The organism is Tunturiibacter empetritectus, from assembly GCF_013410875.1.
GTDB classification, from domain to species: Bacteria; Acidobacteriota; Terriglobia; order Terriglobales; family Acidobacteriaceae; genus Edaphobacter; species Edaphobacter empetritectus.
The window spans coordinates 571,140-594,631 of record NZ_JACCCU010000003.1; the positions used below are offsets into that span (position 1 = coordinate 571,140).

The following is a 23,492-nucleotide window of genomic DNA, read 5'->3' on the forward strand; positions in this document are numbered from 1 at the left end:
AGATTAAGCAGCAGATCTCCCACTTTTGTCAACTAAAGCCTTAGGACTTCATTAAAGCTCCGGGCAACACAGTAGACTGGAAGCAAATTTAGAACTTTCACCACGGCGAACGAGGGACCAGAATGTTTGGAAGCAATCGGATCGGCAGAGCACTGGGAACAGCAGCAGGGATAGCGGTTCTACTTCTCTTCGCAATCGGCAGCCACGCGCAGGCCACCGGCTCAAACCCGCCAAAGATGCAGCTCCCCGCAGACCAGCGAGCCTTCGACGCCGCCCGCGCCACCGTCGATCCCGCAGAGCGTCTCGCCGCCATGCAGCTCTTCCTCAAGAACTACCCCAAGAGCACCAGAGTCAGTCGCGCCCAGGGCGACATCTTCGACACCCTCGTCAAATACTTCCCGCAACGCACTGCCGAGATCGACAGCCAGGCAAAGATCGAGATCAAAGACGCCGGCAAAGGCTTCGTCAGGCTCTTCTACGAGACTGATGTCGCCGACACGCTCGCCGAAGCAAACGACACTGGCGTCGATCTTCCTCGCGCCGAAAAGCTCGCCAAAGATGCCTCCAGGAAATTCAACGAAGCCGACTGCGACAAAGACGTCCTCGATAACGCAAAGAAATACAAGTACCCTGCCCCCTCCGCTGCAGCAAGGCACTCCAGGTTCACCAAAGGACGAGCCAACGCCCTCGCCGCCCTCGCCAAAGTCGATATGGACGAGCACAAGCCTGAGCCCGCTGCAGCTCTGCTCGATCAGGCCTACGCCCTCGATCCCACCGTAGCCGAGGTCAACCTCCTGCGCGGCGAACAGGCGCTCGACCAACACAAAGACGCTGAAGCCCTCGAAGACCTCGAGCGTGCCCAGCTCACCGGCGAACTCAAATCCCCCTGGCGCGAAAAGATGATAGAGCTCTACCGCAACTCCCATGGAGGCAGCGATCAAAGCTTCCTCGCCGACATGGACGCCCAGTACGCGCGCATCTTTCCCGATCCCTTCACCCCGCAACCGGCGAAGCCAACCGACGGCAGCCGCACCGCACTGCTCGAGCTCTTCACGGGCTCCGCCTGCGACCCCTGCGTCAGCGCCGACCTCGCCGTCGACGCCCTCCTCAAGACCTACTCCCGCAAACAGCTCGTCGTCCTCGCCTTCGATCAGCACATCCCCGACCCCGATCCGCTTGCCAACCCCGACTCCATCGCCCGCGCCAAGTCCTACCGCGTCGCCTTCACGCCCACCTCCAAACTCAACGGCAAACCGCTATGGGAAGGCGGAGGCCCGCGCGCCAACGCTGAAACCTCCTACAACGAAGCCATCAAGAAGATCGACGCCGACACCACCAAACCCAGCGGAGTAAATCTACAACTCACCGCAACCCGCGCTCCGGACGGCATGATCCATGCAAGCGCCACCGTCTCCATCGACAACCCACAGCTCCTGCAGCAAAGCCTTGCCCCTGATCCACCGGCGAAAGAGGCCGACGCCAAGACCCCCGCGGCTATCCCCGCAGCTACAGCCACACCGCCCGCCCCCGCAGCCCAGCCCGCTTCAATCGAACCGCATCTCGTCGCCAACTTCGCTCTCGTAGAAGACGACGTCCGCTACAGCGGCGAAAACGGAATCCGCTTCCACCGCATGGTCGTCCGCTCTCTCGCGCAGCCCGCAGGCACCGGGTCCCCCGTCGAGGCCGGAAAGGCGCTCGAAGCAACCTTCGATCCCGCAGCCATCAGCGCCACCCTCAAAACCTACCTCGACACCTACGAGCAAAAGAACGACCGCTTCGGCAAGGTCGTGTTCCTCGCAAAAGACACCACCCTCGAACCCGCTCACCTCGCCATCGCCGCCTGGGTCGAAGACACCACCACCCACCGCGTCCTCCAGGCAGCCTTCGTCCCGCTAGCCTCTACCGGCAGCCAGATCCATCAGTCGCAATCGGAGCCACCAGCCCAACAGTCCGAGGCCGCCGCAAAAACCGGAGCAGCAAAATGAAACCAAGCTCCGCGATGAAACCAAGCTCCACCATGAAACCAAGCTTCACTATGAAGACAGGCCCCACTCGCCTCATCCTCACCGCAGCTTACGCCGTCCTAAGTCTCACACCCGCCCACGCAGCGAAGCCGCCCGTCCAATGGCAGATCAAAAATCCGCCCACCAAACCCCTCAAGCAGGGAGCGAAGGTCAATCTCGCCCTCACCGGCCAGATCGACTCAGGCTGGCACCTCTACGCCCTTGAAGAGCCCACCGGAGGCCCCGTCGCCACCGTCATCGGACTCACCGAAGGCGACCCCGCCGACCTCCTCCGCGTAGAAGAGACCAAGCCAAAGATCCTCCTCGATCCCCTCTTCAACCTGCAAACCGGCTTCTTTGAAACCACCGCCGACTTCACCCTGCACCTGACGCTGGCAAAAGACGCACCCCTCGGCCCCTCCGCGCTCCACGTCCTCATCCGCTATCAATCCTGCAACGACCGGGTCTGTCTCCCACCCCACACCGACACCGTAGAAGTCCCCATCACCATCACGCAATAGGATCAAATGTCCCGCCACATCCCATCATTCTTCATGCGTTCATGAAAAAACTACAACGCCAAGTAACACGGCGCCGGTGATAAGGAGCGCGACGCCAGCAATGCGAACGGGCATGCTGAAGTTGTCTCCCCTGCCTGTTTTTAGCGCAGCCTGTCGCGAAAACCCAAGATATGCAGCCAGCACACCTATCACTCCCGCCAGAATCGGGAGATAGTCGTGTCTGCTTACGGCGGTCCAACTCATAGCAACTCCTCCTACGCCAGCCCAGTGCTCTCCGCCTGCTCCTGCGCATGGTAGCTACTTCTTACCAGCGGCCCACTCTCCACATGCTTGAAGCCCATCCCCACAGCCTCATGCTTTAGAAAAGCAAACTCCTCCGGCGTATAGTACCGAGCCATCGGCAGATGATCCCGGCTAGGCCGCAGATACTGCCCAATCGTCAGAATATCCACCTTCCGATCCGCTAGGTCACGAAACACCCCCAGCAGCTCGTGCATCTCCTCGCCCATCCCCACAATAATGCCTGTTTTGGTTACAAATGGCCGAGTTACAATCTCGCCCCCATCGCGATCGCCGAACATCTCCGCAGCAAGCTCCTTCGCATGCTCTAAAAACCGCAGCGATTTCTCATACCGCCCACCCGACTTCGCCACCCGGTACAGCCGCGGCACCGTCTCAATATTGTGGTTCAGAATCTCCGGCCACGCCGCCACCACCAACCTTAGCGCCTCTTCGTTCCCTTGAAAGTCCGGCGTCAGCACCTCCACCCTGCACCCCGGAGCCTGCATCCGAATCTCTTCAATCACACTTACAAACGCCCGCGCCGCGCCCACATTATCGTCATCGCGATTCACGCTCGTAATCACCGCATGCGCCAGCCCAAGCTGCGCCACCGCATACGCCACCCGCCGCGGCTCATCGAAATCAATCGGCTCCGGCTTACCCTTAGGCACCGCGCAGAACCCGCATCGCCGCGTGCAAAGATTCCCCAGCATCATGAACGTCGCCGACTTCTGATTCCAGCACTCGCCAATATTCGGACACTGCGCGCTCTCGCACACCGTATGCAAGTTCAGCTCGCGAGCCATCTTCTTCAGATTATGAAAGGTCTCCCCCATCGGAGCCTTCGCCTTCAACCACGCCGGCTTCGGCGCAGGCTTACGCGGCGTCAGATCAATCTGCACCAGCTCTGGAGTCAACGGGGCCACGGGCGGAGTCATTCCTCAATTGTAACCAACCCGCCAAAACCCCCGTCCGAATCCCAAGGCGCGCCAAGCCCCGCGCCTCTATCAGACTCTTCACGCAGTCAGTCCTTCAGACCCAGCGTCACCCTGGCGCTGTCGACCGCCTTCGCCCATTTCGGATCGAGCGAGACGTTGGCCGCATACTCATCGTGCCAGTTCCACCACTTGTACGGCGCGGTCTGCGGATAACCCTCAGGCGAATCCTCCCACTCCTCCTGCCGTCCAAGTGCCGTCATGTCCAGATAACTCCACACGCTACCCATCGCCTCATCCCCGCGGCTATTGATGAAGTATGTGCGAAACACCTTGTTGCCCTCGCGGATAAACGCATTATGGCCATGCCACTGGTCCACGCCAAAGTCCACATCGAAGTCATCGGTGATGGTGTACCACGGCATCGTCCAGCCCATCCGCTTCTTCAGTCGTTCAATCTCCGGCTGCGGCGCGCGCGAGGCGTAGACCAGAGTCGTATCGCGCGCATTCAGATGCGACAGATGCGACACCTGGTCCGCACCCAGCGAGCAGCCACGGCACGCATGGTCAGGCCACCCAAACACGCCCGGCTCAAAGAAAGCCCGATAGACCACCAGCTGGCGCCGCCCCTCGAACAGATCCAGCAGGCTCGCCTTCCCCTTCGGCCCCGCGAACGCGTACTGGTTCTCTACCGACTGCCAAGGCATCCGCCGGCGTGCAGCCGCCAACGCATCGCGCTCCCGCGTCAGTTGTTTCTCCCGCTCCATCAGTCCCTCGCGAGCCGCAAGCCAATCCTCCTGCGACACTACCTTCGCCTTCTCCATCATGCTCGTTGCCATCGTCTCTCTCCTTATTCGGCTGACCGATTCTGACTGATTCGACCTCGGAGCCATCTCCCCCGCTCCACTCTCTTCCCGAGACACCTTTACGCCGAGCTTCCGAATCGCAACAGCAGCCAGCCCACCCGAAGAGGTGACGCTGCCGGCGATCAGCGCTGCAGTTGCCAGACACACTGGACACATAGGCTTCTCCTCCTTGCGCTACGGGCCGTTCTACTGCACCGCGATCTACGCCGGCTGAGGCTCCGGCTGCAGTGCGGAGCGCTCATCCGCGCTAGGTCCCCAGCTCGACGGCACAGCAACGTCGAGCAGTCGCAAATACACGCAGAACTGGCCGCGGTGCTGGTACCAGTGGTTGAGCATGATGTTGCGCAGGAAGGCAACGCGCGGCATGGCTGCAATCTCCTTGTCGCCGTCAACGATGCGCCAGGTTGCATTCATCGCGGCGTCATCGAATCCCGGCAACACCTCGCGCACCGTGGCCACGCTCTGGTCGAACGTCTCGAGGACCTCCAGCACGCTTGCCGGCTGGGGAAACTGGAACGCCGGCGGAGAGATCTGGCTCTGCTGAGCTCCGCGAACCACTCCTCCAGGCACGAAGGCGAGGTGATAGGCCAGTTGCCCAGCGGTCAAAGACCTGGGATGAGGCTTCCAGGTAAGCGAGTCGCCGGGAAGGCGCTCGAGAAACCTCCGCGTAACCGGGACCTGGGATTCAAACTCTTCAAGTAGGTACTGTGAAATCATGCCACTCTCCTTTTGGGTTGCTGTCCTTCAAAGCCGGATCAGGAGTACAACCGCTGCACTCCCGAGTAGTGCAAGTACTGCCTCTGCTTAAAATCCGCTATTTGCGCGAGGCCTCTGCATACGCACGAACCCGCTCGTGCATCGACGCCCAGCCCTCGTTCACCCCCGCCTTATGATCTTCGGAGACAAAGCCCAGCGCACTGTGGCGGAACGTGATCAAGGTTCCTCCCTCGACCTCACTCAGCCGATATTGCACATTCGACACAAGCGGGTAAGAAGCGAACAAAGGTCCGGCAAACTCCAGCAGCGCAGGCCGCTTGATCGCCTGCACATTCGCCCAGAAGTGCCCATTGCCATCGCCCAGGTCGCGGTACCAACGGCCCCCGGGCCACGCTTCAATCTTCATGTTCAGGGACTTGCCGTCAGGCATCTGGTTGCCCGGCCCCAACTGCTCCAGCAGCGCCGCAAAGGTTACATCCATCGGCGCCTTCACGTGGATCTCCTGCTTGATCGTGAAAGTCAACTCTTCGAGCGTCTTGTCAGTAGAAATCATCATCTCTCCTTGGGTTTGAGTCTGGGGGTGGGTCTGCCGAGTTCAAATCTGCCGAGCCCTGGCGAACCGTAGCCTCCGCCAGCTCCTTCACGCGAAGCATCTGATGTTGCCAGTACCGCTCAAACGTTGCAGCCCACTCGTGCAGCGGCCGTATCGCCTCCGCATTCGTCCGGTAAAGCTTCTGGCGCCCGTGACAACGCATCCGAACCAGCCCCACATCGTGCAGCACCCGCAGATGCTTTGAGACCGAAGGCTGCGGGAGGCCAAGAGCCACCACAATCTCTCCAACCGGCCGCTCCGCTCCAGCAAGATAACTCAAAATCTCCCGCCGGCGAGGCTCAGCAACCGCGTTGAAACTGTCCGAAGTAGTGGTCGCTCGTGCCATGGCCAAAACATTACATTCCCATATGAGAATATGTCAAGCCCGACTCTATCATTCCCGGCAAGAGACAGAACCCTGTCCGGGCCAACTTCGGGGAAGCCGTTTGTGAGGACTTACGGTTTAGGAAGCACATGAGCCGTATGCTTAAGGAAATAAAGAAGCACCGGAACGTGAGTTTCTGCTTTTTCGCATCCGCCGAATAGTCAACCACCGGCCGCTAGTAAAACCAACATCAGGAACCCTCGTCTTGAACATCCACGGCATCCATGTGACATTTCGAGGCCTATTGCATACGGCCTGCCTCCTTCTGGCGGCCTATGCTGTGACAGCACTGGCGCAGATGCCTGATAGGACCAAAACGACGCAAGCGAGGCCTGAGGCCGAACTTCGGACCACGCAGGTGGTGGGCATTGTCGTCGATGCATCGGGTGCCGTGATCAGCGGAGCCACCGTGCGTATTGTGCGTGCAGATGGTTCGGTGCAGTGCACGGAGAATGCTGATGATGCCGGAGCCTTCTCCATCGCGCTGTCAACTGAAGGAAAGTATAGGCTCTTCGTATCAAGTCCCGGGTTCTTGACTCGGGAGATTGTCTTGACCCTCCACGCTGGCGAGAATATTGATCCGCTTCGGCTCACGCTTGGTCTTCGCCCGGTAAATACAACAGTCGATGTGCAGGGCCGCGAAGACGATCTCGAAGGCATTGCTGACTCTGGCACGCAGGGTACCGTGGGCGCAAAGGAGATTCAAAATCGGCCGATCCTTCGTTCCGGTGAGCTACTGGAAACGATCCCCGGTGTCATCATCACGCAGCATGCCGGGGGCGGCAAGGCCAATCAATATTTTCTGCGCGGCTTCAACCTCGACCACGGAACAGATTTCGCCATTTTCATCGACGGTATGCCGCTGAACCTGCCCTCGCATGCACACGGCGAGGGGTACGCGGACATGAACATCGTGATTCCAGAGCTGGTGCAGCGCGTGAACTTTGAGAAAGGCCCGTACTATGGGGACGTGGGCAACTACAGCTCCGCTGGCTCCGCCCATCTGGAGTTTTTTAGGACGTTACCGCAGAGCTTCGTGCAGATTGAAGGCGGCATGTACGGTTACGGGCGGATGGTCTTCGGGGCGTCCCATAAGCTTGGCGCCGGTAACCTGCTCTATGGCGGCGAGGCATACCACGATAACGGTCCCTGGACGCATCCCGACAACTACTACAAGTTCAACGGTCTGCTCACCTACAGCCAGGACAGTGATGGCAATGGGTTCAGTCTTACGGCACGCGGCTATCACGGGCAATGGCATTCAAGCGATCAGATTGCCGAAAACGCAGTGCCGCTCGTCGGAATCTTCGGCACGCTGAACTCGACCGACGGGGGTCACTCCCAGCGCTACAGCCTCCAGGGGGAGTCGCACCGGCAGGGCGCGAACTCGCAGACGAAGGTCACCGCTTATGGGTTCTACTACGATCTCGACCTCTTCTCCGACTTCACCTATTTTCTGACGGACTTGAATCGAGGCGACCAGTTCGAGCAGCAGGACAGGCGCTGGGCCGCCGGGTTGGATGCGCGCCACACGATCCAAAACGAGTGGTTCGGTCGCAGGGTAGAGAACACGTTCGGTCTGCAGGTGCGCAACGACTGGATTCACAACGGGCTGTACCAGTCGCAGGACCGCGTACGCGGCGACAAGACTGACTCTGAAACCGGCAACACGCTACCAGCGACGACCCAGGCCGACCTCCTTACCGATACGCAGGTCGGCTTCTATGCGGAGAACCGAGTGCAATGGGCGAACAAGTTTCGCTCTGTTGTCGCTATGCGAGGAGAGGTGCAGCGTTTCAGCGTCACTAGCCTCGTTACCTCGGCCAACTCCGGTACAGCGATCAAGGCGTTGCCTAGCCCCAAGGCGAGCCTGATCTTCAGCCCGTGGGAACGCACCGAGTTCTATGCGCAAGCGGGATTCAGCTTTCACAGCAACGATGGTCGCGGCACAACGCTAAAGGTTGAACCGGTTTCAGCGGAAAATCCCTACCCAAACACGCTAGCCACGCCTATCCCTGCATTAATTCCCACTAAGGGCGGCGAAATAGGTATCCGCACAGCGGCCCTTTCACATCTGCAAAGTACCTTGTCACTCTGGTATCTCCACAGCGCGTCGGAGCTTCAGCAATCCGGTGACACGGGCGGCACAGTCGCTTCGCAGCAGCCAAGCGAACGCTATGGTTTCGAGTGGGCAAACTTCTACACGCCGATGGAGCACTGGACCTTCGACTTCGATCTTGCGAACTCTAAAGCTCTGTTCACTGAGACAGATGCGGGCGATGCCGCGCCGAACAGTTTGGGCGGTAAGCGCGTACCTGAGGCTGTGGGCGTGGTGATCGCCTCCGGTCTCACTCTGCACGATCTGAAGGGCTTCTCCTCGAGCCTGAGACTCCGCTTCTTCGGACCGCGAGACCTCACCTCCGACGGCATCTATCGCTCCAACACCACCGCGCTGCTAAACGGCGAGATTGGCTACACCTTCCTGCGAAGCTGGCGCGGCTCAGTCGAGTTCCTGAATCTGCTAAACCGCCACGATCACGACATCGACTACGCCTACGAGTCGCGCATCACTCCCAAAGTAGAGTCGGCCTTCACAGAGGTCTTCCATCCTGTGGAGCCATTCCAAGCTCGCTTCTCTCTGCGGAGGACGTTCTAAACCAAGTTCTGCTGCACAGGCAATCTTTTCCTCCCCCGTACACACAAGGTAATGACCCGGAAGTCGTAGATGTAATTGGAGAAAGAGCATGAACAGATTACGAACTGGGGATATCCTCGCCACAGGGTCTTTTACGATCACGTGCGCCGTCTTCGACAGCAGAGAAACATGGAGGAGGAACCTCAATGACGCGAATCTCAATCATGCAGACGATAACCCGGACAAATACTCCATCGCTCTCTGGTCTGCTGGGCGTGGTCTTGGCCTTTACCTCGGTTGGTCACGTCCTCGCGCAGGTCCAGCCCGAGCAGCAGACACAAACCGCGCCCCAGGTACAGTCGGCCCCGCAGTCCGCCCCGGAGTCCACAGAAGTATCCCAGCCCGCGCCCGATCAGGGGCAGACCAGTCCGTCTCTCGCCGAGACCAAAGCCGCACCGTCTCCAACCGCCCTTCTACCCGCAACGGCTGTGAAAAATAAAAAAGGCAAGCAGGAGTACACCGGGCCAAACACCGTAGTAGAGCTGCCGCCAACTCCGATGCTCGACGCAGAGGGCAAGCAGCAGCAGGACCCCGACGGAAAGCTCATGTTCAACCCGCCGATCCGGCAGCAGCGCGACAAGAAGGGACACCCCCTCTTCGACGCACAGAATAAGCCCGTCATGCAGACGAAGAACGAGCTCGGATACGACGAGAACGGCAAGAAGCTGCATCCGCCAAAAGAGAAGGCGCCCAAGTTAGTCTCGGTCTCGATCAGCCGCGGCACCCTCACCGTCGACGGAATGACCGGCAAGGCCGCACTCAACTACGAGATCAAGGACCTCAAATACGTCTACATCTACGTGCCCGGCGTTGGGACGACGATCATCTCGAACGATCCCTTCCCCGGCGCCGTCGAGCAAAAGAAGGCCTTCGACGACAAGACCCTCACCGTAACCGTAGGCGACCACGTCCTGCAGCTCGCCTCCGACGCCCGCCTGTTGGGCAAGGTGCCGGAGTCGGCCTACGTGCTGGTTGACCGGAGTTTTTCGGTGCCGACCAAGTTCCCCGTGGTGGGGTACGGACCTATCCGGGTGGCTCCCTACGCCTGGCCCGGTTCGAAGGAGAACGCCGTCCTGACCGGCGCCATTGACGCCCCACCCCTGCCCGCCGATCTACGTCCGACTCAGCTTCTCCAGCCATGCCCCGCAGGCCAGATGCGAACGGCAGGCCCGCAGGTGCTTCCTGGCCAGAACGCCCCCCCTCGCCCCTGTGTGCCCATCGCGTCAGTCCAGACCAATTCGAGCTACGCCAATCCGGCAAATCTGCGCACGGGAAACGCACAAGCCAGCAAATAAGCAAGCAGCCACGCCAACACCCCGACCGAAGGGAGGACCCCAGCCGCTAACCCACCAAGACCGGTACACACGTCACGAAGTGACCGCGCCACGCGTAGTGGGCCCGTCCGGCAGGACAATCGGGTGCAGAGATCTTGAGTAGAGATCCGTGCAGAAAAATAAATCAAAAAAGCTGGCGTACTTTTCAACCCGCAAAAGCACGCGGCGAAACACCACCCTCGCACCAGCAATCCACCACAACCGCACCACCAAAACACCACACCCAAAACCGTCTTTTCCGCAAACCCCCCTCAAAAAACACCAGCAAAACCGCAAAATCAGCCCCCGCCACCACCCCGCATTTTTTTCCTCTCCTTATGCGCCTTTTTCGTCGCGCAATAGATCACCCGCTCCACCTCCGCGACCACTCCTCCCGCATCGTCCTTCACCTCCACCGGAAATCGAACATCGGTCCGCCCCTCCGCCGCGAGCAACATCCGAACCTCCTCCAGCCGCTCCGCCGTCAGGCGAAACTCCGCGCGAACCCGCCCCAATCCAGGCTTTTTGTAACGTATTGACGCCGCCTTATCCCAGACCACAAACTCCGGCCCCAGATTGGTAGCCAGCATAATCATGTAAAACGGATCGGTCAGCGCAAACAGCGACCCGCCAAACTGCACCCCCATATAGTTGCGATTCCAAGGCCGCAGCGGCATCTCCACATCAATCGTGCGCAGATCCTTATCCAGCCGTGTCACCTTAATACCCGTCCCAAACAGCGGAGGCCACCACCCGATATGGCGCAGCCACCAGCTCATCGCAATCTATCCCGAACTTCCGTTCTAACCAGGTAAAGAAAGAACACCAGCGCAAACAATCCCTGCACCAAATATGGCAATTCGCGCGTCTTCTCAAACACAAACAGATTCCCTAAGCAAAGCGTCAAACACCCACCCAGCACCAGCGCCCAGCCCCATCGCCGCAGCCGCAGTAGTCCAAACACTCCCGCCGCCAGCAGCGTGCACAACGCCAGCACGCCATACTTTCCCGCACCCACACCAAACTTGCCATTCAACGCAGCGAACGCATTCACCATCGTCAGCACCAGCATGAACAGCGCAATCCCCGCCACTCCCGGCAACATTCCATGCGCCCGCGCTTCGAGCTTCTTTATCTCTTCCGGATCGCTCATAGACTATGCAGATACGCCAGCAGGTCATCGAGATCCTGCGGATCCAGCGTACTCCCCTGCGCCGGCATCAGGTTGCGTCCATGCACAATCGTCGCGGTCACACGCTCATCATTCGCCGGCGCACCACTCGACAGATAAGGCTTTTTGAACATCCCAATCAAAGCCGGGCCATGCAGCGCGGCATCCTTGCGGTCATAGTGGCACTGCGCACAATGCGCCTGATACACCGCGTGTCCATGCATCTGCTGCGCGTTCAAATCCGCGAGCGGAGTCGGTGGAGCTATCGACTTGCATCCCACCATCACACCCAACAAAAACAACAGAGAAAAAGCCCGAACCATCCTCTTATTCTCTCATCCATCTTTTCGAAATCAATTCGCCGCCGCAATCGCCTCCACGATCTTGTCCATCACCTCGCGATCCGCATGAACCTGCGGCAGGTGATTCCCCACCATGATCGAAAAGATCACCGTACGCCCGCTCGCACACTCCAAATATCCGCTCAAGGCGCGAGCCTCCCCCAGTGTCCCCGTCTTCGCAAACACCTTCCCCTTCAGCGGAGCCTTCGTAAATCGCCCCTCCAGCGACCCATCCACTCCGCCCACCGGCAAGCTGCTCTTCAAATCCGCAAACCACGCCTGCCCGCTCGCATACCGCAGCAACCGCGCCGTCGCTCGCGGCGTCACCAGATCATGCCCGCTCAACCCCGATCCATCAAGGAAGACAAAATCATCCTTATCAATCCCCGCGTTCCCAAGAAACTGCCGCACCACTCGAGCCCCCTGCGCGATCGTCCCATCTCTTCCGCGCGCCAGACCGAGCTGCCGAAGCAACAACTCCGCATGCAGATTCTGGCTCGTCTTATTCGTCACGACGATATCCTCAACAAGCTGCGCGGACACGTGACGCGCCAATGTCCTCTCCTCCCCCGTAACAGCTACGTCGAAAGCCGCATCGTCCGATGGTTCGATCCTCTGCTGTGGCGAAACCTCCTTCCTCGCAGCATCCACAACCGCGCCCGACTCGCGGCTGAAGCTCTCCGTATCCATCAATACCCGGTGCCGCGCCCTGGCCCCGCCAGTCACATGAACCCCGCGAGACTCCAGCATTCCCTTCAGTGCCATCGCCGCATACTCAGCCGGATCCTGAATCGCTATCTCCTCCACATCCGGCTGCCCATGCAACCCAATCGCTCCGTAGACTCGCAACACCCTGGACCCGGGAGCGCGCTCCATCTGCACTGTGCTCCCACTCTTCGCAGCTCCTGTCGTCACGGCAACATCAAGCATGTAGTAAGGCATCGCCGGATCGAGCAACACGCTAGCCGGCGCGCCCACCGAACCTCCGGGCGTCACCGTCACCTGGATCTGGTTATCGTTGATCGACAGAGCCGACACCGGAGCGCCATATCCCCAAACCGCATCGTCGATCGCCCAGTCCTGCGCATAAGGCTCCCACGGAAAGACTGTGTCATCCCCAATTACATCTCCCTGCACACTCTTCAACCCCGTCGCCGCGATCTGGTCCGCCATCTCCTCCAGATACCGCAACGGAGCCGGGCCTGACTCCGCCGCATCAGGCTTCTGCCCCGGCATCGGCGCCACATACGGCAGCACCCGCCCCGACAAATTCGCATCTCCATTCCCGATTAGCACAAGGTGTCCCGTCAGCTTCCCGCCATCTTCAAAGACACCCCGCGCCAGAACCTTTGTCTGGTAGGTGGCCTTCGCTCCCAGCAAAGCCATCGCCGCAGCAGTCGTAAACAACTTCGCATTGCTGGCCGGCTGAAAGAGCTGTCCTTCGTTCAGCGAATAGATCGGTGCGCCGTCCATCCCTTCTACTGCGATGCCCCAATGATCCCGCGCTACCGAAGGGTCCTGCAACAGCCCGGCAATAGTCTGCGCCAGCGGTGTGCACGACGCCTCGCATCCAACGCTCTGCGCCCAGGTCGTTTGAGCACATACCGCAACCCACAACAAACCAGCCGCACGCCATCCCGAAAGCCTTTTCATCCGCGCAGTCTAGCATTCTCTTTCGAAAAGACTGTCCGCCAGGGACACACAGCTAAAATCCAACCATGCCCTTTACCCGTCGCACCGGTCACGACTGGCACCTCCGCACCAGCATCCTTCCGCTAGGCGCACGGACCATCATTATGGGCATCCTCAACGTCACTCCCGACTCCTTCTCCGACGGCGGCCACTTCTACTCCTCCCAACACGCCCCCGAGCGAGCCGTCGAGAGGGCGCTGAAGATGCTCGAAGAAGGAGCCGAGATCCTCGACCTCGGCGGCGAATCCACCCGCCCCAACGCCACGCCTCTATCCCCAGATGAAGAACAATCCCGCATCCTCCCCGTACTCGAATCCATCCTCAAAGAAAAACCCAACGCCATCCTCTCCATCGACACCTTTCACGCCGTCACAGCCCGCCGCGCCCTCGAAACGGGAGCCGAGATTATCAACGACGTCAGTGGCCACCTCTGGGATCCCGACATGTCCAATACCTGCGCCCAATCCGGTTGCGGAGCCATCCTCATGCACACTCGAGGCCGCCCCCAGGACTGGCCGAATCTTCCCCCTCTTGCGCCCGAAGCGGTTATGCCTCTGGTCCTTGCCGAGCTAGCCGGGCGCCTCGAATTCGCGACTGCAGCGGGTGTCCAACGCAACAAGATTGTCCTCGACCCAGGCTTCGGTTTCGGCAAGCGTCTCGATGAAAACTATCCACTTCTGGCGCACTTCGACCAGCTTCATCAGTTCAACCTTCCGATCCTTGCCGGCATCTCGCGCAAAGGCTTCCTTGCCCACACTCTGGCCCAAAGCCCCAGCCTGTCGATTTTTTTCGAAGGCGCAACCCCTTCGATGGGCGACCGCCTCCAGGCCTCCACCGCCGCCAACGTGGCCGCCATCCTTGCTGGAGCGCATATCCTTCGTACCCATGATGTCCGCCCTGCCGTCGAAGCTGCCGCCATCGCCGACCAGATCCTCGCTGCTCTTTAGTGCGACCTCATGTCCTGCCGGACGGCCCACTGCGCGTGGAGCGGGCGTTCGCATGCCTTTTAGAGCTTCGCGTGGTCCTCCCGTTGGTCGGAATTATCATCGTCGCGACCAACGGGAGCGCTGAGCGAAGCGGTATACAAGTCACGAAGTGACCGCCCCACGCACAGTGGGCCCGTCCGGCAGGACATCCGGATAAGTAGCTTTTCACCGCTAGCCTCGCATGGGGGAGCGTGTCTCTGTAAAATATCGGATGGCAGTGGAGGAGAACGTATGGCATCGGCAATGGCAGGGATCGAGGCATTAAAAGGTACGCATCAGCAGCTGAAAGCGAAGATGGAGAGCACGGTAGAAGACTTCCGTGGACACCTGCTATCAGCGCGGACGGGGCGGGCAAATGTCCACATGCTCGACCAGATCAAGGTGGATTACTACGGCACAGATACGCCGGTGGCGCAGATGGGGCAAGTCTCTACGCCCGAGCCGACGCTGATCCTGGTGCAGCCTTACGACGTGGGGATGGTATCGGCGATCGAAAAGGCGATTCGCACGTCGGGGACAGGGCTGAATCCTATGACCGATGGCAAGGTGATTCGCGTGCCCGTGCCGCCGATGACCGAGGAGCGGCGCAAGGATGTGGTGAAGCAGCTGAACAAGACGCTCGAAGACCATAAGACTGCGATCCGCAACATTCGTCGCGATGGAAACGACCAGATCAAGAAGGCGGCAAAGGACAAGCTCATCTCGGCCGATGATGAGAAGCGGGCGAACGAAGAGGTTCAGCAACTGACCGACGTGGAGATCAAGCGTGTGGAAGATCTTTTCAAGACGAAGGAAAAAGAGATCATGACGGTCTGAGCATATTCAGACTCGAGATCGGACGGCCTTCACTGTAGCTGGTGAAGGTCGTTTTTTTGTGGGTGGCCGGACCTTGCTAAATCTGAATCGTCGTCGCGGACGAGTCGCCTTCGTTCCCCACGATCTCTCAGCAGAATTCGCTGCTTACAGACGGAGCAGATCCAGGGGAAGTAGCCAAAGAAGGGGAGGAAGTTGCCCTCAAAGAGTCCGACGCGTTTTGTCCGCGAGAGCTTGCCGAAGTGGCATTTTGTACATTGCATGGATGTCTCCGCTGTGCTCGGCTGGTGCGGCCGCATGCTGGTAAGAGGTACGGCGGACGGCTGGAGTTGGATTTGCCGCTCCTCAACTTTGAGCAGCCGTTTAGATCCCGGGAATTAAATAAATTGAGATTTACGGCAGATATGCAATTGGGCTTGAGTTTCAAAGCTCTAACGCTTTTGGAATCTGCGCCGATGATTGGATCAGCCGTTCTCGCTTCGTGGGGATGGCAAGATCTCCGGGAGGCTGGCGTGAGCAAGTTCGAGGGTCAGGTCGATAGCCAATTCGATGGCCAGAAGGAGAAGGAAGAGCAGGCGGAGCAACAAGAACAGGAGAAGCAGCAGGAACAGAAGGAGCGGCGGAGCTTTGCGGTGGAGGGGATCGTCGAACGGCGGGAGCATACGCGCTACGCCGTGGACGCATGGGCCGAGGTAATGGTGAAGGATGGGACCATGCTGTTTCGCGGGCAGGTGCTCGATGTGAGCCAGGGGGGCTGCTACATCGAGACAGAGGCCCGGCTGCGGCTGGCTCCAGGCACGCCGGTGGAGATTGTGTTTCGGGCGCACGACCGTGTGTTGCGCTGCGAGGGGACCAGCCGAATGGTGAGGACACGCGGGGCGGGCTTTTTGTTTGAGACGATGAGCGCCAAGGTGCGGGTTGAGCTGGAGGGGTTGATCGCGGAGCTTAGTGGGGAGCGAGGATAGCGCTCCCTGGCTAGGTGGTGTGGTCGATGATGATCTTCCAGCCATCGGACGTCTTCTCGAAGACGAGGGAGAAGATGCCTCCAGCATTGCCGCCATCTTTTTTGCCGCGGTCAAGGTGATACTTGCCAATGCAGACGGCGAAGTTTTCATCGAGCGTGTGGACCTCAAGCTCGGAGAAGGTAAGGTTGCCCATGGCGGCGCGGTTGGGGTAGTCGCGCTTGTACTGATCGAGCATGCCTGCGTAGCTGCGGGAGATCTGGTGCGTGATGAAGAGGGTATCGGGGGAGTCCTTGTAGCCGCTCGCGAAGGCGGTAAGATCGCCGCGGTTCCACGCGGCCTCCTGAGCCAGCAGAACCTTGATAACGTCTAGCTCCTGGCGTGAGGCGGTGTGGAGCGGCTCGGGCGCTTGTGCGGATAGCATGACCGGTGCGAGAAGGACGAGAAAGACTGCAGCAAGGCGGAGAAAGGAGCGCAGTGGCATAAGGAACCTCGAAGGAAAAGCTCTCTGGTTTGGCGTCGTTTCGTGTAGTTGCTTCATAAACGAATTGCGTGTCAGGTCGGATTGATAGTAGACCATGCGGAAGATCTCGGCTCTGGTAGATGTCATCACCGTAACTGTTCGAGCACCCCTGGAATCGAGGGGGCATGCAAAGGTGGCCACCGAGCGTATTTTCATCCCTGTGTGGGAAACGCATGGTATCAATCGGTTCATAGAGATGCGTGCGGGTGAAGATGTGGAGGCGTATGAGGAGATCCCCCGGCAGTATCGGTTTGGGCCGCAGGATGATTCGCGTTGCGGCATGGATTTTTGTGGGAGCTGGTGTCACGTTTTGCCAGACGTCCGTTCCCGGAACGCCAGCTGGGCATACCCTTCAGGCATGGCTGGATGCGTTCAACAGCGGAGACGAAGCGAAGCTCGATGCCTACAGAAAGACAGTGGACAGGACAGGCACCTTTGCGACAGCGACGTCGTTCAGAAAGCAGACGGGCGGACTTGATTTGCTGGAGATCGATAGCAGCGAACCGTTGCTGATCAAGTTCAAGGTGAAGGAAAAGGCTGGCCCCACGGTGGCGTTTGGAAGCATCCGGGTTAAGGACGGGCAGCCGGTGACGGTGGAGCATATCGATCTCGTGGCTGCGCCTCCGAACGCTGTCTTTGAACAGATGAAGCTGGATGCAGCGAGTCGAAAGCTGGTAATCGACGGGGTTGGAGCAAAGCTGACGGAGTTTTATGTCTATCCTGAATCCGCGCAAAAGATGGTGGAGGCCCTCCAAGCGCACGAGAAGCGTGGCGACTACGATTCCGTAACGGATGGTGATGCCCTGGCGCAACTGCTGACCGATCATCTGCGAGAGGTGAGCCATGACAGGCATCTGAATCTGAGATTCACGCCCTACAAGCAACCGGCAGAGACCGGAGAGAAGGGGCCAAGCAAGGACGAGGTGGCGCAGAGGCGGCAGGAGATGGAGCGGGACAACTGCGCATTTCGCAAAGTAGAGGTGCTTGAGAACAATGTGGGGTATGTAAAGCTGGACGCATTCTCGGACCCTGCCGTGTGTGGCCCGACAGTGGTGGCGGCGATGAACTTTGTCGGGCATGCGGACGGGATCATCTTTGACTTGCGAGACAACGGCGGGGGTGACCCGAAGATGGTGGCATTCCTCCTGAGTTATGTCTTCGATCAGGCGACGCATGTGAACGATCTTTATAACCGTAAGGAGAACTTAACGGAGCAGTACTGGACTTCGCCTTATGTACCGGGACCCAGGCTTGGGGACAAGCCGGTGTTTGTGCTGACGTCGAAGGATACTTTTTCAGGAGGTGAGGAGTTCTCCTATGACCTGAAGAGTTTGAAGCGGGCGACGATTGTCGGTGAGACAACTGGCGGGGGAGCGCATCCGGTGAGAGGGGTGCGAGTGAACGATCACTTTACGGTGGGGGTGCCGTTTGCGCGAGCGGTGAATCCAGTCTCAAAGACGGACTGGGAGGGGACTGGAGTGGTGCCTGATGTTCCGGTGAAGGCGGACGATGCGCTGGAGACGGCAGAGAAGCTAATGGCAGAGAAGCTTCAGAAAAAATAATGCTGAGGGCAGACTCATCGTCAAAGCGATGGGTGGATTTTTATGCCAGCGCTTTCGCGTCGGCTAATCTCGGTTGAAGCGGGCGTTTTCGTTGATTGACGGATATTGATGAGAAGGAGTTTTGATACACGATGGCACGATCAAATTTATCGCGATTGCCGGGTCTGGACACGTTGCGCGCACTCGCGATTGTGGCAGTGATGTTGTATCACCTGGAGGGATACCTTCCAAGCAGCATTGTTCCTGTCGCGCAATTTGGCTGGATGGGGGTCGACCTGTTCTTTGTGCTGAGCGGATACCTGATCGGGTCGCAACTGCTGAAGCCTTATGCGTCGGGCGATCGGCCTTCGATTTGGAGTTTTTACCGTCGGAGAGCGTATCGGATTCTTCCGGCCTATTTGGTTGTTCTGTGGCTCTATCTGGCGTTTCCTGCGTGGCATGAGTCTCCGGTGCTGCCCCCGGTGTGGCAGTTTTTGACGTTCACGGTCAATCTGTTTTTCGTCGACTTTAGCCAACATGCCTTTTCGCATGTCTGGTCTCTGTGCGTGGAGGAGCACTTCTATCTGGTGCTTCCGCTGCTGGTGATCTGGTTGATGCGAAGGCCGTCGCTGCGGAAGACGGTCTTTATCGTCGGCGGAGTGATTTTGTTTGGAATCTGTTTTCGCGGCTACATGCTCTTACCTTTGATTGCGCCTGCGAGATGGAGTGGACGCGAGGTGCCTGACGGTTTCGGGACGTTTTACTATCGTTATCTGTACTATCCGACGTACTCGCGGCTCGATGGACTGGTGGTTGGGGTAACGCTGGCGTTGGTGCGGATCTTCCGGTCCGGTTGGTGGTCGTGGCTGCTGCGCAGGGGGAACGCGGCCTTGATTTTTGGGATCGCGCTTACCGGCGCGGTGTGCTGGATGTTTCGGAATGATGGGATGGGGGATGCGACGAAGATTGCGGCGTGGGGCACAGTGGTTGGGTATCCATTGTTGGCGGTCGGGCTGGGGTTACTGGTGGTTTCGAGCGTCAGCAACGATGGATGGCTGAGCCGGTTTTCAGTGCCAGGGTCACGATTGCTGGCGACGCTTGCCTTCAGCCTTTATCTAACGCATAAAGAGATCGCGCATCTGGATCGCAGGTACCTACCCTCGCTCACGGCCTCTCCCGATTGGAAGACGGTGGTGATCTATGCGGTGACATGCTTGTTGGCGGCTGGTCTGTTGTATGTGTTGGTAGAGCGACCATTCATGGTGCTTCGGGATCGCTACGAACGGCGAGTTGCAGAAAAGGTAGATGCGGAGATGCTTCATGAGCCGGCTTTGTAGCGGAGGCTAATCGCGGTTGAAGTGGGTGTTGTCGAGGTCTTCGCGTGGTTTGACCCCTACGGTGGGGGTGATCCAGATGATCGTGACGAAGGCGCAGAGGCCCAGGGCCACGTGGGGGTGCGAGAAGGCAATGGTTAAGGCGACAAGATAGACGAAGAGGGAGAGCTGATTTTTGCGCTGGACGGAGGTGTCCTCCGCTTCGAGCTTGTTGGCGATGCGGAGACGGCGGGTGATGGAGAGGCGCAGAAGAAGGAAGCTGAACCCGGTGAAGATCATCGAGGCGATGTAGAGGAAGACGGAGAAGGAGTCAAGTTTTTTTTCGAGAACGTACGAGGTGAAGAAGGGCAGGAGAGAGAGCCAGAAGAGGAAGAAGAGATTGGCATAGAGGACCAACTCGTCGGCTTCTTCGGTGCGGTGGACCAGATGGTGGTGGTTAATCCAATAGATCCCCGTAAAAGCGAAGGAGATGGCGTAGATGGCGAGGGTGGGGAGGACAGCGGAGAGTCCGGCGACGCCCTCCTGGTGGGGGACCTTAAGTTCGAGCACCATGATGGTGATGATGACGGCGATGACTCCGTCGGAGAAGGCTTCAAGGCGGGCTGGGGAGGAGAGGTGATGGCGGGGCATAGGTTTGTAGCTGGGCTCTGGTGTTGGGAGCAGCATACAACGACGATTGGCGCGAAGGGACGGGCTGTTGAGACTAAAATAATGGGATGGCTGCAAATCCTGTCGAAACGGCCGTGCAACCGGGCGCAAGGAAGCTCATTCATGCGGTGTGTTCGCATGACTGCCCGGACTCGTGCGGCGTGCTGGTGACAGTCGATGAGTTGACGGGCAAAGCAGTGAAGGTGCAGGGCGATCCTTCGCATCCTGTAACGCGTGGCTTTCTATGCGGCAAGGTGGCGAAGTATCTCGACCGGGTCTACTCCCCCGATCGCTTGCTGTATCCGATGCGCAGGAAGAAGGGCATACCAAAGGGCCCCGCCGGGTACGGCGCTGTGAAGGGACGCGAAGCAGATGCGTTTGAGCGTATCTCATGGGATCAGGCGCTGGACGAGATTGCGGCGAAGCTGACAAAGATCGCGGCGGATTTCGGCCCGGAGAGTGTGCTGCCCTACAGCTACGCGGGAACAATTGGACAGCTGGGTTATGGGTCGATGGACCGGCGGTTCTTTCATCGGCTCGGCGCCTCTCAGCTGGCGCGGACCATCTGCGCGGAGGCGGGTGGAACAGCACTGAAGGCAGTCTATGGAGTGAAGCTTGGAACAGTGCCGCAGGACTTCGTGCATGCCGGGTTGGTGATTGCCTGGGGCGCGAATATCCATGGCAATAACGTGCACCTGTGGCCGTTCATCGAAGAGGCCCGGCGCAGGGGTGCGCGACTGGTCGTGATCGATCCGTACAGGACGCGGACGGCTGCGCTCGCCGATGAGCATCTGGCCATCAATCCAGGAACCGATACGGCGTTGGCTCTGGGGCTGATGCACGTCATCCTGAGCATTGGGCTGGAGGATCACGACTATGTGGCGGCCTGCACGCATGGATTTGAGGAGCTGCGGGCGCATGCGTTGAAGCCGGAGCACTCGCCCGAGAGTGTGGCGAAGGCGACGGGGATTGACGCGGGCACGATTGTGCGGCTGGCGCGGGCGTATGCTGCGGCTGGTCGTAACGGCTCGTCAGGGCCTGCTGTGATTCGGCTGAACTACGGAATTCAGCGGAGCGAGAACGGCGGTACGGCGGCGCGTGCGGTCTGCATGCTGCCGCTGTTGACCGGTGCGTGGAAACACAAGGGCGGCGGATTACTGCTCTCCACGTCGGGTTCATTTCCGTTCAACGACAAGGTGCTGCAGATGCCGGAGCTGATGCTGGCCAGTCCGCTGGGACGGGCGGCGCGCGTGGTGAATATGAGTCAGCTGGGCCGCGCGCTGACTACGCTGGGGAGTGATGCGACTGACGGCCCGCAGGTGAAAGCGCTGTTTGTGTATAACTCAAACCCGGCGGCGGTCGCTCCGAACCAGAACGATGTTCTACGTGGCATGAAGCGCGACGACCTGTTTACAGTGGTGCACGAGCAGTTCTTTACCGATACGGCGGACTATGCGGATATGCTGCTTCCTGCGCCGACGTTTCTTGAGGTAAAGGATGTGCAGGGAGCGTATGGGCATCTGTTCGCACAGGTGAGCAACCGTGCGATTGCGCCATTGGGTGAGGCGCGGAGCAACGTCGCAATGTTTGGCGAACTGGCGCGGCGGATGGGATTTGACGAGCCATGCTTTGACGATCGCGAAGACGAGTTGATCGATCAGGCGCTGAAGAGTGAGAACCCCTGGTTTGCCGGAATTACCCGTGAGCGGCTGGAGCGGGAGGGGCACGTTCCGCTCCAGATGCCGGTGGATGCAAACGGTGACGTGCTGCCCTTCAGCACCGCGGAGTGGTTCAAGACGGCAAGCGGACGCGGCGAGTTATTGCCGGTGCCGGTCTTTGCTGCGCCAACCGAGTCCCGCGCGAATGCTGCAAAGGGTGCATATCCACTGGAGTTTCTGCCGAGGAAGGCGGACAACTACATGAACTCGACGTTTGCGAACATTCCCCTGCATCAGCGGATGGAGGCGCGCACGGCTGGGGTACTGGAGATGCATGCGACCGATGCCGCGGCGCGAGAGATCACGACGGGCGACGCGGTAGAGGTCTTCAATAGTCGCGGGAGCATCACGCTCAGGGCGCTGGTGAACGCACAGGTGGCGGCGGGCGTCGTGGCGGCGCGTCTGGATTGGAACAAGCTTTCGGCAAACGGCGCGAACGTGAACGCGCTGACGTCGGAGACGCTGACCGATATCGGGGGCGGTGCTACGTTTTATTCGACCTTGGTTGAGGTACGGAAGGGGCAGGCCGATATCAGATAAGGTTCAATCCGATTGAGCCGCTGACTCTTGCTTCCCGGAATGAGCGCATCTCGATGGAGCTCCTTGACTCCCCTTGTCGCGACCAGCAACAATCGGGAGTGACACTGTAGGAGTTGAACCTTCATGATCGACATCACCGCCTTCGCCACTGGGCTAAGCGAAATCCCGGAACAGCAATTTACCGACAACGCCGTGCTCGAGTATATGCGCGAGAATCCGGTCTCCATCACGAGCCTGCAACCCTATCTCTACTTCAGCCCTGAGTGCTACACCCGAAACCTCATTCTTCACACATCGCTCTTCGATCTCATCGCCATCTGCTGGGACATCGGACAGAAGAGCAGGATTCACAATCACACGAACCAGCGTTGCTGGATGGGCATCGCCTTCGGCAAGGTACAGGTGCAGAACTACCGCCTCGTCCACCAGGACCCCGGGACGCATTTCTGTGAGCTCGCCCCCACCGACCGCTACATCATCGACGCTGACAATCCTGCCGAGGTCGACTCTGACGAACCGATCCACCTCGTTGTCAATCCGCCTTCGTTCGGCTCCCGCGCGGTCACTCTTCATATCTACTCACGCCCCTTCGATGAGTGTCAGGTCTACGATCTCAGCGCCAAAAGCTACGAGACGGTCAGCCTCTCCAACACCAGCGAACGCGGTCGTCTCACCTCCAGTCTCGCCGTCGAGAAGGTGGGTCTTGCCTGACCGAGATTGCTGACAAGGGCTTGCGGGACGTTGGTCATTCTCCGCGGCCGGTATGGGTCGGTCTAGAAAAATAGAGGAAGCACTTCGCGTTCGTTGAACGCCCCGCGGCCGAATGTGATTGTTCCGCGAGAAATTGCGGTTTGTGGCGTGCTAGTCTGGCGCGGTCGGTTTCTGGTGTTCACTTCGATTGTTACGGAGTCTGC

Annotated in this window: 23 protein-coding genes; 11 read left to right on the forward strand and 12 right to left on the reverse strand. The window is 59.2% G+C overall.

The window, feature by feature from the left end; all coding sequences use genetic code 11:
* The first annotated feature begins 122 nt into the window (after nt 1–122).
* A complete protein-coding gene (locus HDF08_RS20220; protein ID WP_179640452.1) occupies nt 123–1,985 on the forward strand; it encodes a tetratricopeptide repeat protein in 1,863 nt (620 codons plus the stop codon).
* Nucleotides 1,982–2,524 (forward strand): protein-disulfide reductase DsbD domain-containing protein, encoded by a 543-nt coding sequence (locus HDF08_RS20225; protein WP_179640453.1) that lies wholly within the window; start codon nt 1,982–1,984, stop codon nt 2,522–2,524. Before HDF08_RS20220 ends, HDF08_RS20225 begins: the two co-directional genes overlap by 4 nt.
* Nucleotides 2,525–2,563: 39 nt before the next feature.
* On the opposite strand, the gene HDF08_RS20230 is transcribed toward HDF08_RS20225, so the two are convergent.
* The 6 genes from HDF08_RS20230 to HDF08_RS20255 all read right to left on the reverse strand — a co-directional run bounded on the left by HDF08_RS20230 (nt 2,564) and on the right by HDF08_RS20255 (nt 6,262).
* Nucleotides 2,564–2,767, reverse strand: coding sequence for a hypothetical protein (locus HDF08_RS20230; RefSeq protein WP_179640454.1), 204 nt, complete (start codon nt 2,765–2,767; stop codon nt 2,564–2,566).
* 11 nt (nt 2,768–2,778) lie between these two features.
* The gene (gene lipA / locus HDF08_RS20235; protein ID WP_179640455.1) at nt 2,779–3,744 is read right to left on the reverse strand and encodes a lipoyl synthase; all 966 of its coding nucleotides are present in this window, start codon (nt 3,742–3,744) and stop codon (nt 2,779–2,781) included.
* Nucleotides 3,745–3,830: 86 nt separating this feature from the next.
* A complete protein-coding gene (locus HDF08_RS20240) occupies nt 3,831–4,763 on the reverse strand; it encodes a DUF899 domain-containing protein (RefSeq protein ID WP_257031300.1) in 933 nt (310 codons plus the stop codon).
* A 45-nt stretch (nt 4,764–4,808) separates the two neighbouring features.
* Entirely contained in the window at nt 4,809–5,324 is a 516-nt protein-coding gene (locus HDF08_RS20245) for a DinB family protein (protein ID WP_179640456.1), read from the reverse strand.
* A gap of 97 nt (nt 5,325–5,421) precedes the next feature.
* On the reverse strand, nt 5,422–5,880 hold the full coding sequence (locus HDF08_RS20250) for an SRPBCC family protein (RefSeq protein WP_257031301.1): 459 nt from the start codon (nt 5,878–5,880) through the stop codon (nt 5,422–5,424).
* On the reverse strand, nt 5,864–6,262 hold the full coding sequence (locus tag HDF08_RS20255) for an ArsR/SmtB family transcription factor (protein WP_179640457.1): 399 nt from the start codon (nt 6,260–6,262) through the stop codon (nt 5,864–5,866). Before HDF08_RS20255 ends, HDF08_RS20250 begins: the two co-directional genes overlap by 17 nt.
* A gap of 244 nt (nt 6,263–6,506) precedes the next feature.
* On the opposite strand from HDF08_RS20255, the gene HDF08_RS20260 reads away from it, so the two are divergent.
* Together HDF08_RS20260 and HDF08_RS20265 are read left to right on the forward strand one after the other, a co-directional pair.
* Nucleotides 6,507–8,957, forward strand: coding sequence for a TonB-dependent receptor (locus HDF08_RS20260; protein ID WP_179640458.1), 2,451 nt, complete (start codon nt 6,507–6,509; stop codon nt 8,955–8,957).
* A gap of 185 nt (nt 8,958–9,142) precedes the next feature.
* Entirely contained in the window at nt 9,143–10,291 is a 1,149-nt protein-coding gene (locus HDF08_RS20265) for a hypothetical protein (RefSeq protein WP_179640459.1), read from the forward strand.
* Nucleotides 10,292–10,608: 317 nt separating this feature from the next.
* Here the strand turns inward: HDF08_RS20265 and HDF08_RS20270 are convergent, their stop codons facing one another.
* From HDF08_RS20270 to dacB, 4 genes are read right to left on the reverse strand one after another with little or no spacing between them, the layout of a single operon-like run.
* Nucleotides 10,609–11,088 carry a DUF4442 domain-containing protein gene (locus HDF08_RS20270; RefSeq protein WP_179640460.1) on the reverse strand — a complete coding sequence of 160 codons (480 nt, stop codon included), beginning with the start codon at nt 11,086–11,088 and terminating at the stop codon, nt 10,609–10,611.
* Nucleotides 11,085–11,462 carry a hypothetical protein gene (locus HDF08_RS20275; RefSeq protein ID WP_179640461.1) on the reverse strand — a complete coding sequence of 126 codons (378 nt, stop codon included), beginning with the start codon at nt 11,460–11,462 and terminating at the stop codon, nt 11,085–11,087. The genes HDF08_RS20270 and HDF08_RS20275 overlap by 4 nt, the downstream gene beginning before the upstream one ends.
* Nucleotides 11,459–11,803 carry a c-type cytochrome gene (locus tag HDF08_RS20280; RefSeq protein WP_179640462.1) on the reverse strand — a complete coding sequence of 115 codons (345 nt, stop codon included), beginning with the start codon at nt 11,801–11,803 and terminating at the stop codon, nt 11,459–11,461. Before HDF08_RS20280 ends, HDF08_RS20275 begins: the two co-directional genes overlap by 4 nt.
* Before the next feature lie 30 nt (nt 11,804–11,833).
* Nucleotides 11,834–13,474, reverse strand: coding sequence for a D-alanyl-D-alanine carboxypeptidase/D-alanyl-D-alanine endopeptidase (gene dacB, locus HDF08_RS20285; protein ID WP_179640463.1), 1,641 nt, complete (start codon nt 13,472–13,474; stop codon nt 11,834–11,836).
* A gap of 65 nt (nt 13,475–13,539) precedes the next feature.
* Here dacB and folP point away from each other — a divergent pair, with 65 nt between their 5' ends.
* From folP to HDF08_RS20300, 3 genes are all read left to right on the forward strand, one after another.
* Nucleotides 13,540–14,460, forward strand: coding sequence for a dihydropteroate synthase (gene folP / locus HDF08_RS20290; RefSeq protein ID WP_257031302.1), 921 nt, complete (start codon nt 13,540–13,542; stop codon nt 14,458–14,460).
* Between the two features lie 270 nt (nt 14,461–14,730).
* Nucleotides 14,731–15,315, forward strand: a complete 585-nt coding sequence (frr, locus tag HDF08_RS20295) for a ribosome recycling factor (RefSeq protein WP_179640464.1) — start codon at nt 14,731–14,733, stop codon at nt 15,313–15,315.
* 509 nt (nt 15,316–15,824) lie between these two features.
* The gene (locus tag HDF08_RS20300; protein ID WP_179640465.1) at nt 15,825–16,277 is read left to right on the forward strand and encodes a PilZ domain-containing protein; all 453 of its coding nucleotides are present in this window, start codon (nt 15,825–15,827) and stop codon (nt 16,275–16,277) included.
* Between the two features lie 10 nt (nt 16,278–16,287).
* On the opposite strand, the gene HDF08_RS20305 is transcribed toward HDF08_RS20300, so the two are convergent.
* Nucleotides 16,288–16,884 carry a YybH family protein gene (locus tag HDF08_RS20305; protein WP_257031304.1) on the reverse strand — a complete coding sequence of 199 codons (597 nt, stop codon included), beginning with the start codon at nt 16,882–16,884 and terminating at the stop codon, nt 16,288–16,290.
* Between the two features lie 137 nt (nt 16,885–17,021).
* On the opposite strand from HDF08_RS20305, the gene HDF08_RS20310 reads away from it, so the two are divergent.
* Nucleotides 17,022–18,359: a S41 family peptidase gene (locus tag HDF08_RS20310; protein WP_179640466.1), complete on the forward strand. Its 1,338-nt coding sequence runs from the start codon at nt 17,022–17,024 to the stop codon at nt 18,357–18,359.
* Between the two features lie 131 nt (nt 18,360–18,490).
* On the forward strand, nt 18,491–19,675 hold the full coding sequence (locus tag HDF08_RS20315) for an acyltransferase family protein (RefSeq protein ID WP_179640467.1): 1,185 nt from the start codon (nt 18,491–18,493) through the stop codon (nt 19,673–19,675).
* Between the two features lie 6 nt (nt 19,676–19,681).
* Here HDF08_RS20315 and HDF08_RS20320 read toward each other — a convergent pair whose 3' ends face one another.
* A complete protein-coding gene (locus tag HDF08_RS20320; protein ID WP_179640468.1) occupies nt 19,682–20,302 on the reverse strand; it encodes a TMEM175 family protein in 621 nt (206 codons plus the stop codon).
* Nucleotides 20,303–20,388: 86 nt separating this feature from the next.
* Here HDF08_RS20320 and HDF08_RS20325 point away from each other — a divergent pair, with 86 nt between their 5' ends.
* Nucleotides 20,389–22,578, forward strand: coding sequence for a molybdopterin-containing oxidoreductase family protein (locus HDF08_RS20325; protein WP_179640469.1), 2,190 nt, complete (start codon nt 20,389–20,391; stop codon nt 22,576–22,578).
* Between the two features lie 123 nt (nt 22,579–22,701).
* Nucleotides 22,702–23,289 (forward strand): cysteine dioxygenase, encoded by a 588-nt coding sequence (locus tag HDF08_RS20330; protein ID WP_179640470.1) that lies wholly within the window; start codon nt 22,702–22,704, stop codon nt 23,287–23,289.
* Nucleotides 23,290–23,492 lie beyond the last annotated feature (203 nt).

What these genes read in the sequence shown, in the direction of transcription:
- HDF08_RS20220 (WP_179640452.1), top strand. Translation starts at nt 123, where the DNA reads ATGTTTGGAAGCAATCGGATCGGCAGAGCACTGGGAACAGCAGCAGGG.
- HDF08_RS20225 (WP_179640453.1), top strand. Translation starts at nt 1,982, where the DNA reads ATGAAACCAAGCTCCGCGATGAAACCAAGCTCCACCATGAAACCAAGC.
- HDF08_RS20230 (WP_179640454.1), bottom strand. Translation starts at nt 2,767, where the DNA reads ATGAGTTGGACCGCCGTAAGCAGACACGACTATCTCCCGATTCTGGCG.
- lipA (WP_179640455.1), bottom strand. Translation starts at nt 3,744, where the DNA reads ATGACTCCGCCCGTGGCCCCGTTGACTCCAGAGCTGGTGCAGATTGAT.
- HDF08_RS20240 (WP_257031300.1), bottom strand. Translation starts at nt 4,763, where the DNA reads ATGTGTCCAGTGTGTCTGGCAACTGCAGCGCTGATCGCCGGCAGCGTC.
- HDF08_RS20245 (WP_179640456.1), bottom strand. Translation starts at nt 5,324, where the DNA reads ATGATTTCACAGTACCTACTTGAAGAGTTTGAATCCCAGGTCCCGGTT.
- HDF08_RS20250 (WP_257031301.1), bottom strand. Translation starts at nt 5,880, where the DNA reads ATGATGATTTCTACTGACAAGACGCTCGAAGAGTTGACTTTCACGATC.
- HDF08_RS20255 (WP_179640457.1), bottom strand. Translation starts at nt 6,262, where the DNA reads ATGGCACGAGCGACCACTACTTCGGACAGTTTCAACGCGGTTGCTGAG.
- HDF08_RS20265 (WP_179640459.1), top strand. Translation starts at nt 9,143, where the DNA reads ATGACGCGAATCTCAATCATGCAGACGATAACCCGGACAAATACTCCA.
- HDF08_RS20270 (WP_179640460.1), bottom strand. Translation starts at nt 11,088, where the DNA reads ATGAGCTGGTGGCTGCGCCATATCGGGTGGTGGCCTCCGCTGTTTGGG.
- HDF08_RS20275 (WP_179640461.1), bottom strand. Translation starts at nt 11,462, where the DNA reads ATGAGCGATCCGGAAGAGATAAAGAAGCTCGAAGCGCGGGCGCATGGA.
- HDF08_RS20280 (WP_179640462.1), bottom strand. Translation starts at nt 11,803, where the DNA reads ATGGTTCGGGCTTTTTCTCTGTTGTTTTTGTTGGGTGTGATGGTGGGA.
- dacB (WP_179640463.1), bottom strand. Translation starts at nt 13,474, where the DNA reads ATGAAAAGGCTTTCGGGATGGCGTGCGGCTGGTTTGTTGTGGGTTGCG.
- folP (WP_257031302.1), top strand. Translation starts at nt 13,540, where the DNA reads ATGCCCTTTACCCGTCGCACCGGTCACGACTGGCACCTCCGCACCAGC.
- frr (WP_179640464.1), top strand. Translation starts at nt 14,731, where the DNA reads ATGGCATCGGCAATGGCAGGGATCGAGGCATTAAAAGGTACGCATCAG.
- HDF08_RS20305 (WP_257031304.1), bottom strand. Translation starts at nt 16,884, where the DNA reads ATGACATCTACCAGAGCCGAGATCTTCCGCATGGTCTACTATCAATCC.
- HDF08_RS20310 (WP_179640466.1), top strand. Translation starts at nt 17,022, where the DNA reads ATGAGGAGATCCCCCGGCAGTATCGGTTTGGGCCGCAGGATGATTCGC.
- HDF08_RS20315 (WP_179640467.1), top strand. Translation starts at nt 18,491, where the DNA reads ATGGCACGATCAAATTTATCGCGATTGCCGGGTCTGGACACGTTGCGC.
- HDF08_RS20320 (WP_179640468.1), bottom strand. Translation starts at nt 20,302, where the DNA reads ATGCCCCGCCATCACCTCTCCTCCCCAGCCCGCCTTGAAGCCTTCTCC.
- HDF08_RS20325 (WP_179640469.1), top strand. Translation starts at nt 20,389, where the DNA reads ATGGCTGCAAATCCTGTCGAAACGGCCGTGCAACCGGGCGCAAGGAAG.
- HDF08_RS20330 (WP_179640470.1), top strand. Translation starts at nt 22,702, where the DNA reads ATGATCGACATCACCGCCTTCGCCACTGGGCTAAGCGAAATCCCGGAA.